We start from the raw sequence: 11,299 nt of genomic DNA on the forward strand, positions 1-11,299 counted from the left end.
GAAAAGGAAAGGACCAAGGTTTCATCGTGTCCATCACAGATAAGTCCCACCCGCTGCGCCCCACGCAGCTTGACGACGCCCACGTGTGGGACGTCGCCGCCGAGGTGCCCGATCCGGAAATCCCCGTTATTTCCATCGCTGACCTTGGCATTCTCCGAGAAGCACGCCTGGAAGGCGATACTGCGGTGGTCACGATTACCCCAACCTATTCCGGCTGCCCCGCCATGGAGCACATCACGACAGACATCACCACAGCGCTGACCGACGCCGGCTACGCCAAGGTGCGTGTTGACCTCGTTCTCCACCCGGCGTGGACCACCGACTGGATGACGGAGACCGGCCGGCAAAACCTCAAGGACTACGGCATCGCGCCTCCCAGCGGTAAAACCCGGGCCACACCAGAAGGTCCTATCCCGCTCACACTCGAACCGCCGCCGGCCATCGAATGCCCCCACTGTGGCTCCCGCCGCACACGTAAGCTTGCCCAATTCGGTTCCACCTCCTGCAAAGCTCTCTATAACTGCCAGGACTGCTTGGAGCCCTTCGACTACTTCAAGGTGCACTAATGACCACGACCCCGTCTGCCCCCGCAAAAAAGAAGGCCACGTTCAACACCCTGACCGTGTCCGACGTGCGCGCATTGACTAAGGACTCCGTGGAGGTTTCCTTCGCCATCCCTCCGGAGCTGCAAGACGACTATGACTACATCCCCGGCCAGTACGTTGCCCTGCGGGCGACTATCGACGGCCGCGAAGTCCGCCGCTCCTATTCCATCTGCGATGTGCCACGCGACGGTATCCTGCGCGTCGCCATTAAGCGTGACCGCGGTGGCGTGTTCTCCACGTGGGCCAACGACACCCTGAAGCCCGGCGACACCATGGACGTGATGAACCCGCAGGGCGCGTTCACCTCAAAGACCCACCTGACCGGTCTCAACAACCCCGAGGCCGTGCGCGAAGAGCTGGAGAAGCTAGAGAACCCACACCTCGTGGCCATTGCAGCGGGCTCCGGCATCACGCCGATCATGGCCATCGCCCAGACCGTGCTCCATACCTCCCCCGACACCACATTTGAGCTCATCTTTGCCAACAAGGGCGGCGGCGACGTCATGTTCGCCGAAGAGATCGGTGACCTCAAGGACAAGTTCCCTACGCGCTTTGCCGTGCACCACGTCCTCTCCCGCGAGCAGCGCGTTAACCCACTGTTCTCCGGGCGCATCGATGCCGAAAAACTCCAGACTCTACTGGATAACGTCGTGCGCACAGACACTGTCGACGAATGGTTCCTCTGCGGCCCCTTTGAGCTAGTGCAGCTGGTGCGCGATGAGCTGGCCGGCCGCGATGTGGGTGAGAAGGACGTGCGCTACGAGCTGTTCACCACCGGTAAGCCCTCTGGGGATCAGAACCAGGCCGGGCGCCACGTCGAGGTGGATCCGGAAGGCGATAACGTCAGCATCAACTTCCAGCTCGATGGCCTCTCCGGCTCCGTGGAGTCCCCGGTTTCTGCCAACGAATCCCTGCTCAACGCCGCCCTGCGCGTGCGCTCCGACGTCCCCTTCGCCTGCGCCGGCGGCGTGTGCGGCACCTGCCGCGCCAAGCTGGTCGAGGGCGAGGTCGACATGGCGGAGAACTACGCGCTGGAGGCCGATGAGGTCAAGGCTGGCTACATCCTGACCTGCCAGTCGCGCCCCACCACGCCCACCATCGTCCTCGACTTCGACGCCTAGGAGAAACATCCATGATCGACCTGCACCACGACGCCGAAGCCGGGGTTATCGAGCTCGTACTCAACAACCCGAAGGCCCTCAACTCCCTCGCGGAGGAAGACCTCGCCGAACTCTCTCGCTGCCTCGATGAGGCCGCGCAGCTTAGCCCCCGCGCACTCATCTTGCGCGGTGAAGGCAAAGGCTTTTGCGCCGGCCGCAACATCAAGGGGCTCAACCCGCGCGAAGACGACGCCACCGCCTACCTCGCGGACGTTGTCACTCCCGTGCTCACAAAGATCGATAACTTCCCTGCCCCCACCTTCGCCGCCGTGCACGGCCCCTGCCTGGGTGTCGGCCTCGGTCTCGCTTTGGCCTGTGACGTCGTCTACGTTGCCGAAGATGCCAAGTTCGGTTCCCCATTCGCCAACCTAGGCGCCACTCTCGATTCGGGAGGGCACTCCCTCTTCGTCGAACGCCTCGGCACACACCGCGCGATGGACCTCATCATCACCGGCGAACTCATCTCCGGTGCGGAAGCGGTGCGCGCTGGCCTCTTCTCCCGCGCGCTACCAGCAGAGGAGCTGCTGGAGTTTACCCGGGGCGTCGCCCAGCGCGCAGCCCGCGGCGCCACCCAAGCTTTTCTCACCAGCCGCACCCTGGTCCAGGACATCCGTGACAACGGCACTGGGCTGTGGGCCAGCGTCGATGCCGAGAACATCGCCCAAGGAAAACTCTGCGATACCGAGGACTACTACGAAGGCTTCGCCGCTTTCAATGAGAAGCGCCCGCCGGTCTTCCACGGACGCTAAAACCTCCAGACCTTCTAGAACGCATACCGCGCAGTTCACACAGCGCAGTACACACACAATAGTTAAGGAATCATATGACTGCATACCTGGTATCCGGCTTTCGCACCCCCGTGGGCCGCTACGGCGGCGCACTGTCCTCGGTTCGCCCAGATGACCTCATGGCCACCGCCATCAAGAAGACGGTGGAGGAGGCCGGACTCGATCCCTCCGCGGTGGATGAAGTCATCATCGGCAACGCCAACGGCGCCGGCGAGGAGAACCGCAACGTCGCCCGCATGTCCTGGCTGCTCGCCGGGTTCCCGGACACCGTTCCCGGGATGACGGTCAACCGTCTGTGTGCTTCGGGCATGTCCTCGATTGCCCTGGCCACCGCCCTCGTGGAATCCGGCCAGGCGGATATTGTCATCGCCGGTGGCGTCGAATCCATGTCCCGCGCGCCCTGGGTCATGGAGAAGCCAAGCAAGCCTTTTGCCAAGCCAGGCCAGGTTTTTGATACCTCCATTGGCTGGCGTTTTGCCAACCCAAAGTTCGCGGAGCAGGAGAAGATGACCTACTCCATGCCGGAGACCGCCGAGGAGGTGGCCAACGTCTTTGGTATTAGCCGCGAGGATGCGGACGCCTTCGCTGTGCGTTCCCAGGAGCGCGCGCTCGCCGCGATTGAGGCCGGCAAGTTCGCCAGGGAGATCGTGCCCATCGAGGTCACCGACCGCAAGGGCAACGTCACCGTCGTCGATACCGACGAAGGCCCCCGCCCGGGCACCACGATGGAGGTCTTGGCCAAGCTGCGCCCGGTGACCTCCCTGGGTGACGTCACCACGGCGGGCAACGCCTCCTCGCTGAACGACGGCGCCTCCTGCGTCATTGTCGCCTCCGAGGAAGCCCTCAAGAAGCACAACTTGACCGCCCGCGCCCGCGTGGTGGCCAACTCCGCGCGCGGTGTGCGCCCGGAAATCATGGGCACGGGCCCCATCCCGGCAACCCGCGACGTGCTCGAGCGCGCCGGCTGGGAGCTGGACAGCGTGGATGCCGTCGAGCTCAACGAAGCTTTCGCATCACAGTCCATCGCCTGCATCCGCGAACTGGGCTTGGATGAGGACAAGGTCAACGCCTGGGGCGGCGCCATCGCGCTGGGCCACCCGTTGGGTTCCTCCGGTTCCCGCATCACGTTGACCCTGCTCAACCGCCTGGAAACGGACGGGCTGCGCCGCGGCATCGCCACCATGTGCGTGGGCGTGGGCCAGGGCACCGCGATTGCGATTGAGAGGGTGTAAATGACTACTGCCATTGAGATTTCAACGCGCGGTGAGAAGGACGAGATAGTCGTCGCCAAGCTCAACCGCCCCGAGGTGCGCAACGCCATCGATGAGCAGATGGTGACGGAGTTCCACGCACTCTGCGCGCAGCTCGAGTCCGAGCCCCGCATCCTCATCATCACCGGCTGCACGGTGGATACCCCGAAGGGCCCGCGCGGCATCTTCGCCTCCGGGGCGGACATCGCACAGCTTCGTGAGCGCCGCCGCGAGGATGCCCTCCGCGGCATCAACTCCGGCATCTTCCACCGCATCGCCTCGCTGCCCGCCCCCGTCATCGCGGCGGTGGATGGCTACGCCCTCGGCGGCGGTCTGGAGCTGGCCTTAGCCGCGGACTTCCGCGTGTCCACTCCTTTTGCCAAGTTTGGGCAGCCCGAAGCCGGCCTGGGTATCGCTGCCGCCGCGGGTGCCACGTGGCGCCTCAAGGAGTGCGTCGGCACGCCCCTGGCGAAAGAAATCCTGCTGGCCGGGCGCATCCTCAACGGCGAGGAGGCGCTGGTCAATCACCTGGTCAGCGAGTTGCACGAGCCGGATGCGCTGGTCGACGGTGCCCTGGCACTAGCCGGGCGCATTGCCAAACAAGACCCGCTGGCCGTGCGTTTGACCAAGCAGCTCATCTCTATGCCTGATGCGGCGCACCCGGCGGTGGACAACATCGCCCAGGCCGTGCTCTTTGAGTCCCCCGCCAAGTTTGAGCGGATGCAGGCCTTCCTGGACCGCAAGAAATAAACCTTCCACCCACAAGGAGAGTCAACTCATGTCCCCAGTACTGCAGGTTCCTGCCAAGGTTGGTGTGCTCGGCGGCGGCCGCATGGGCGCCGGCATTGCTCACGCCTTCCTGGCCGCCGGCGCGTCCGTGACCGTGGTGGATATCAACGATGACGCCGTGGCCGCCGCCCGCGAGCGCGTGCACAAGGCCATCCGCGGCTCCCTCGACCGCGGGGCGGAAGGCACCTTCGAATCCTGGGATGAGCGTCTCAGCTTTTCCACCGCCGCCTCCGCCTTTGCCGGCTTTGACCTCGTGGTTGAGGCAGTTCCGGAGTCGATGGATCTCAAGGTGGCCGCCTTTAAGGATATCGCCGAAGCCGCCCCGCAAGCCGTCGTCGCCACCAATACCTCCTCACTGTCGGTATCCCAGTTGGCAGAGAGCATCCCCAACGACGTCATCGGCCTGCACTTCTTCAATCCGGTCCCGGCCTCCAAGCTGGTGGAGGTGGTCGTCGCCGAGTCCACCCCTGATGCACTCGTGGACACCGCCAAGGGCTGGGTCGAGGGCCTGGGCAAGACCGCAGTGGTGGTCAAGGACGCCCCAGGCTTCGCCTCCTCCCGCTTGGGCGTGGCCATTGCGCTTGAGGCCATCCGCATGGTGGAAGAAGGCGTGGCCTCACCGCGCGATATCGACAACGCCATGGTGCTGGGCTACAAGTTCCCCATCGGCCCGCTGGAGCTGACCGATATCGTGGGTCTGGATGTGCGCCTCGGCATCGCGGAATACCTCGAGTCCCAGCTGGGTGAGCGCTTTAGCCCGCCGCAGCTCATGCGAGACATGGTCGCCCGCGGGGAGCTGGGCCGCAAGTCCGGCAAGGGATTCTATGACTACTCCGAGTAAAGCGCGCGCCCCTATTTCCTAACGCCCCCTACTTGCCGTTCCCCTTAGGAGCCACAAGCGCGTTGGTAATACGCGCCGTGCACAGCCTCCTCCCCTCGTCGTCAACGATGACGATCTCGTGGGAGCACAGCGTCTTGCCCAGCTTGATAGCGGTGGCCGTCGCCGTGACCAGGCCGGTGCGCCCAGAGGCGTGGTGCGTGGCATTGATGTCCACGCCCACGGCGACCTTGCCCAAGGTTGAAGCGTGGATCACCGCCGCCCAGCTGCCGACGGCCTCGGCGATACAGGCCATGGCACCACCGTGGAGCAAACCGAAGGATTGGGTATTGCCCTCAACCGGCATGGTGGCCACCACCCGCTCGGCTGACTCTTCCAGGATTTCTACCCCCATCTTCTTATCCAGCTCACCCAACTGAATCTTCCATACCTCTGCGGCCATGCCGTGCTCCTTACTTAATCCTAGAAATGTGACTCAGACTATACTAGCCTGTATTTACTGACCAACCGTTCGGAAACTAATGGAAAGGCCAATCTTTTCGCTATGACTGCAGCCCTCGTCCCCAGCTATCTCTCCGGCCAGTGGCTCACCCCAGACAATCCCTCGCGCGTTGCTGACGTGCACGATGCCTCCACCGGTGACGTCGTCGCTAGGGTTAGCGCCGAAGGCCTCGACATCGCTGACGCCATCGACTACGCACGCGGCACCGGGCGCGAGGGACTCCAGAAGCTCACCTTCCACGAGCGCGCCCTCAAGCTCAAGGAGCTGGCGATTTACCTCCAGGATCACCGCGAAGAGCTCTACGAACTGGCCAACAAGGCCGGCGCCAACAAGCGCGATAACTTCGTCGATATCGACGGCGGTATTTCCACCATGTTCACCTTCTCCTCGAAGGGTCGCCGCGAGATGCCTAATTCCACCGTCATGCCGGATGGTGAGGCGGAGGTCTTCTCCAAGGACAGCTCCTTCATCGGCCGCCACATCTACACCTCTATCCCTGGCGTAGCGGTACAGATCAACGCTTTCAACTTCCCCGTCTGGGGCATGTTGGAGAAGTTCGCCCCAGCCTTCATCGCGGGCGTGCCCTCCATTGTTAAGCCAGCGACACCGACCGGCTACATCACCGCGGCGTGTGTTCGCCTCATGATTGATTCCGGAATCCTGCCGGAGGGCAGCCTGCAGCTCATCTCCGGCTCCGCTCGTGACCTGCTGGATCACCTGGATTACCGCGATCACGTAGCCTTTACCGGCTCTGCCGATACAGCGAATACGCTGCGCGCACACCGCAACGTCATCGAGGGTGGCATCCAGTTCAGCGCGGAGGCGGACTCCCTCAACGCCGCCATCCTCGGCGCAGATGTTACCGCGGATTCCCCGGAATTCGATGCCTTCGTCAAGGCGGTCTTCGGCGAGATGACCTCGAAGGCAGGCCAGAAGTGTACCGCCATCCGCCGCGCCATCGTCCCGCATGCGCTTGTCGACGCCACCATCGAAGCCCTCAGCGCACGTCTGCGCGACAAGGTCGTCGTGGGTGATCCGCGTGATGCCTCCGCCACCATGGGCCCGCTGGTCTCCGCGGATCAGAAGGCGGACGTCGCGGAGGCCGTCGAGAAGCTCAAGGCAGGCGGCGGTGAGGTTGTCTACGGCGGCGAGGAGGCCGAGGGCGCCTTCTTCAACCCCACTATCCTGCGCTTTGCCGATAACCGTGCCCAGGCCGTCCACGACACCGAGGCCTTCGGCCCCGTCGTCTCCTTCCTGGGCTATGACTCCCCCGCCGAGGCTGTCGAGCTCGCCGCCCTGGGCTCCGGCTCCTTGGTCGCCTCCGTCATTACGCACGACCCGCAGCTCGCCCGCGAGTATGCCCTCGGCATCGCCGCCCACCACGGCCGCCTGCACTTCCTCGACCGTGATGATGTGAAGACCTCCACCGGCCACGGCTCTCCCCTTCCGCACCTCGTGCACGGCGGCCCGGGCCGCGCCGGCGGCGGCGAAGAACTGGGTGGTGTACGCGGCATCCTGCATTACATGCAGCGCACCGCAGTTCAGGGAACACCGGATCACCTGACCGCCATCACCGGCCAGTGGCACCGCGGCGCAGCCGTGCAGCGCGTCACCCGCGCCGACGTGGAGAACGGCCAGGGCATTCACCCCTTCCGCAAGGACCTGGCCACACTGAAGATTGGTGACCAGTTCGCCTCCGATCTGCGCCACGTTTCGCTCGAAGAAATCCTCGAGTTCGCAGAGAAGACCGGCGATACCTTTTACGCCCACACGGACGAGGAAGCCGCAACGGCCAATCCCTTCTTCCCGCGCCGCGTCGCACACGGTTACCTGCTGGTCTCCTGGGCTGCGGGCCTCTTCGTGGAGCCGGCACCGGGCCCGGTCCTGGCTAACTACGGCCTGGAGAACCTGCGCTTCATCACGCCGGTGACCTACGACGATTCCATCCGCGTGGAGCTGACCGCTAAGCGCATCACCCCGCGCGTCACCGATGACTACGGTGAGGTGTGCTGGGACGCCGTGCTCTACAACCAGGAGGATGAGATCGTAGCGACCTACGACGTCCTCACCCTCGTGGAGAAGGTGAACACCACCTATGCCGAGGGCACAGTCTCGGCATAAAGATGACGTTGTGCGAGCCAAGTCACACATCGAAGGTTGGTTTCTTTTATCATTACTGTCATGAAAGAAACTAACTCAGTCACTGGCTCCATCATCATCGTCGGCAGCGGCCTCGCTGGCATGGTCGCCGGCTACGAGGCCCTCAAGGGCGGCAAGCACGTCATCTTCCTGGAACAGGAGAACCGCAACAACCTCGGCGGCCAGGCCTTCTGGTCCCTCGGCGGTCTGTTTTATGTCGACTCCCCCGAGCAGAAGATGATGCGGGTCAAGGATTCCGAAGAATTGGCCTGGCGCGACTGGGCCAACTCCGCCGACTATGACCCAGTGACCGAGGAAGACCGGCACGATTTTTGGGGCGCGAAATGGGGCCGCGAATACGTGCGCTTTGCCGCTAATGAAAAGCGCACCTACCTCAAAGGCCTAGGCCTCAACGTCCTACCCACCATCGGCTGGGCCGAGCGCGGTTCGGGCGATGCCTCCGGCCACGGCAACTCCGTACCGCGCTTCCACCTCACATGGGGCACGGGCCCGGAGGTCGTGCGCGTGTTCCGCGAACCACTCCTCAAGGCAGAGGAAAAAGGCCAGGTAGAATTCCACTTCCGCCACAGGGTGGACGAGCTCGTCGTCGACAAGGACGACGCTGGTAGCCCGTGCGTCGTCGGCGTGCGCGGCAGCGTCCTCTCCCCCACCAGCCAGGCGCGTGGTGAGGCAAGCTCGAGGGACGTGGTCAAGCACTTTGAGCTTCACGGCTCCGCCGTGGTCATCGCCACCGGCGGCATCGGCGGCAACCTGGACAAAGTCCGCCGCATGTGGCCGACGCAGCGCTGGGGCGAGTGCCCGGAGGAACTGGTCACAGGCGTTCCCGCGCATGTCGACGGCCGCGGCATCGACATCGCCCAGCAAGCCGGCGCCTCCGTGGTCAACACCGACCGCATGTGGGCCTACACCGAGGGCATGACCAACTGGAATTCCATCTGGCCCGGCCACGGCATCCGCATCATCCCGGGCCCGTCAGCGCTGTGGCTCGACGCCGAAGGCAACCGCCTGCCCACCAACCTCTTCCCCGGCACCGATAACCTGGCAGCCTTGGCCCACATAGGCCAGACCGGTCACGGCTATTCCTGGTTCGTGCTCAACAAGGCCATCGTGGACAAGGAGTTCATCTTCTCCGGCTCGGAGCAAAACCCAGACCTGACGGACAAGGAATTCAAGAAGCTCGCCGGCAAGCTCGGCCCCGGCACCCACGTGGCCGTCAAGGCCTTCATGGAGAACGGAATCGATTGGGTTGTGGAAGACAACCTGGAGGACCTCGTCGCCGGAATGAACCGCATTGCACCTGAGGGCTCCCCCACCATTGAGGTACCCCAACTTAGAAAAGTCCTGGAAGATCGTGATTCCCAGCTGGATAATCCCTTCAGCAAAGACGCCCAAGTCAACTACCTCCGTGTCGCCCGCGGCTTCCTCGGCGACAAGCTCATCCGTGTTGCTCCCCCACACCGCATCCTGGATGAAACCAAGGGCCCACTCATCGCGGTGCGCCTGAAGTTCCTCACCCGCAAGACACTCGGCGGCCTGGAAACCAACCTGGATGGCCAGTGCCTCAACCCCGATGGCTCGGCCCTCCCCGGCCTCTATGCCTGCGGTGAGGCCTCCGGATTCGGCGGTGGCGGCATGCACGGCAAGAATGCGCTGGAAGGCACCTTCCTGGGCGGGTGCATCCACTCGGGCAAGCGCGTGGGCGAAGCGTTGGCGCGCGAATAGCACGGTTTTCTAATACTGTCGGGCACTATGAACCTCGCTAGGAACGTCCGCCTCGACGTGGAGAATCCCTTCTTCACCACGTCCCGCTTCGTCGCCGCCCCCGCGGAACTTACCGTGGGCGAGATGATGATCATCGTCCACGCCGCGCTCGGCCTTGAGCCCTCTCACCCGGGAATCCTCGTGGGTGAGGAAGGCACGCCAATCGACGTCCTCAGCATCATTGACCAGGACTTTTTCGAAACATTCCGGGAAGTAGCGCACTACCACCCCTCGGACGGCGCATGGAATATCAGCATCAGCTTGGCGGACACCTCGCGCGTCGTCATGGGGCTGCCAGCCCTCATCGCCGGCGAGGGTCCTGATCTCATGAGTGAGCTGGGCAGTGCCGAGGCGATGTTCAAGGTGGTCCTCGACGTTCAAGCCACCATGGCCTACATGGCCGTGCCCACTGAGAGCATGGAGCGCATCTTCGCGCTCTTCCCCAACTACACACTGGACCAAATCCACCAGCGCCTCACCACTTTTTACCCGCCCGCCGTGGCGCAGCGCCTGGCCACCATGGGCACGGAGGCCGCCAACCTGGAAGGCGGCACCAAGCCCGCGCTGCCTGGGGATCTCCCGCTCGATCCCTTCCGCTCCACACCCTTCGAGGACATTCCGGTACCGTCCTCGGAGATGCTGGAGGAATGGCGCGCGGAAATCCACGAGGCCTACCCGGAGCTGCGTCCCGACTATGAGCTGCCGGCGCTTGACGACGCCATCGCAGCCCACGTGGGCCAACGCGTGCGCGAATACCTCGAGGTCATCGAAGAATTTCCACGCCTGACCGGTGCCGGTTACCTCAAACAGGCGGCCGTGGCACGCCTGAAAGAGGGCCTCAACAGCCCCAATGATTTTGATGACGTCAAGCGCGAGGACTACCACCAGCCGCTGCTGAACCTGCGCGGATTCCTCACGGACCTGGATTGGCTCAAGACCACAACGACGCAGATCAAGCTCACCAAGTATGGCCGCAAGGCGATGAGCGATCCGCTCTGGGCAACGCAGGTCATCATGAACAACATCCCTTATGCCTACGCCGAACCGGAGGGCATCCCTCAGCTCTCCTTTGAACTAGTCCATTTGTTCCGCGGTGAATGGGAGTTCAACCCGGAATACGACTACACGCACGCCATCACCCGCGATTTGTTATTCACGCTGGGCGTTATTGAGGATGACTCCACGTTTCCCATGATTACCGATGGCTGCGAGGGCTTCCTCGGCGCGATCATCACCAAGGTGCGCGAGGAGCTGAACCAAGAGCTGGACTAGTTCCAAGTCGCGACCTTGTAGACGCCACTAATGACACTGCTACCTAGTATTGTTCGGCGGTGGGGTGGGGTTGTTCCACGCTAAATCCGCCTAGGTCAGGAAGGCGTCCTGCAAAAGGCATCTGGCAAAAGGCATCTTTGGGGGCCCTTCCGGTTTTAGAGTGCGTTGATTTTG

The 11,299-nt window shown here is 63.4% G+C and carries 10 protein-coding genes; 9 read left to right on the forward strand and 1 reads right to left on the reverse strand.

Annotated features, from left to right (window positions below; translation table 11 throughout):
• Window positions 1-26: 26 nt before the first annotated feature.
• From paaD to HMPREF2526_RS08775, 6 genes are all read left to right on the forward strand, one after another.
• The gene (paaD, locus tag HMPREF2526_RS08750) at window positions 27-566 is read left to right on the forward strand and encodes a 1,2-phenylacetyl-CoA epoxidase subunit PaaD (protein WP_049154813.1); all 540 of its coding nucleotides are present in this window, start codon (window positions 27-29) and stop codon (window positions 564-566) included.
• Window positions 566-1,726 carry a 1,2-phenylacetyl-CoA epoxidase subunit PaaE gene (paaE, locus tag HMPREF2526_RS08755; protein ID WP_070547048.1) on the forward strand — a complete coding sequence of 387 codons (1,161 nt, stop codon included), beginning with the start codon at window positions 566-568 and terminating at the stop codon, window positions 1,724-1,726. Before paaD ends, paaE begins: the two co-directional genes overlap by 1 nt.
• 11 nt (window positions 1,727-1,737) lie before the next feature.
• Window positions 1,738-2,514, forward strand: a complete 777-nt coding sequence (locus HMPREF2526_RS08760; protein WP_070547051.1) for an enoyl-CoA hydratase/isomerase family protein — start codon at window positions 1,738-1,740, stop codon at window positions 2,512-2,514.
• A gap of 74 nt (window positions 2,515-2,588) precedes the next feature.
• Window positions 2,589-3,785: a thiolase family protein gene (locus HMPREF2526_RS08765; RefSeq protein WP_070547053.1), complete on the forward strand. Its 1,197-nt coding sequence runs from the start codon at window positions 2,589-2,591 to the stop codon at window positions 3,783-3,785.
• Window positions 3,786-4,553, forward strand: a complete 768-nt coding sequence (locus HMPREF2526_RS08770; protein WP_070547055.1) for an enoyl-CoA hydratase/isomerase family protein — start codon at window positions 3,786-3,788, stop codon at window positions 4,551-4,553. It begins immediately after the preceding gene.
• Between the two features lie 28 nt (window positions 4,554-4,581).
• Window positions 4,582-5,433: a 3-hydroxyacyl-CoA dehydrogenase family protein gene (locus tag HMPREF2526_RS08775; protein WP_070547058.1), complete on the forward strand. Its 852-nt coding sequence runs from the start codon at window positions 4,582-4,584 to the stop codon at window positions 5,431-5,433.
• A 28-nt stretch (window positions 5,434-5,461) separates the two neighbouring features.
• Here the strand turns inward: HMPREF2526_RS08775 and HMPREF2526_RS08780 are convergent, their stop codons facing one another.
• Window positions 5,462-5,872: a PaaI family thioesterase gene (locus tag HMPREF2526_RS08780; protein ID WP_070547060.1), complete on the reverse strand. Its 411-nt coding sequence runs from the start codon at window positions 5,870-5,872 to the stop codon at window positions 5,462-5,464.
• Window positions 5,873-5,974: 102 nt separating this feature from the next.
• Between HMPREF2526_RS08780 and paaZ the strand changes: the two genes are divergently transcribed.
• Genes paaZ through HMPREF2526_RS08795 form a run of 3 tightly spaced genes read left to right on the forward strand, consistent with a single transcriptional unit; the run spans window position 5,975 to window position 11,125 of the window.
• On the forward strand, window positions 5,975-8,053 hold the full coding sequence (gene paaZ / locus HMPREF2526_RS08785; RefSeq protein WP_070547062.1) for a phenylacetic acid degradation bifunctional protein PaaZ: 2,079 nt from the start codon (window positions 5,975-5,977) through the stop codon (window positions 8,051-8,053).
• 60 nt (window positions 8,054-8,113) lie between these two features.
• Window positions 8,114-9,814, forward strand: coding sequence for an FAD-binding dehydrogenase (locus HMPREF2526_RS08790; protein WP_070547064.1), 1,701 nt, complete (start codon window positions 8,114-8,116; stop codon window positions 9,812-9,814).
• Window positions 9,815-9,841: 27 nt separating this feature from the next.
• Window positions 9,842-11,125, forward strand: a complete 1,284-nt coding sequence (locus HMPREF2526_RS08795; protein WP_070547067.1) for a hypothetical protein — start codon at window positions 9,842-9,844, stop codon at window positions 11,123-11,125.
• Window positions 11,126-11,299: the final 174 nt, after the last annotated feature.

Origin of the sequence: Corynebacterium sp. HMSC070E08 (genome assembly GCF_001808895.1) — a bacterium.
Classification (GTDB): Bacteria; Actinomycetota; Actinomycetes; order Mycobacteriales; family Mycobacteriaceae; genus Corynebacterium; species Corynebacterium hiratae.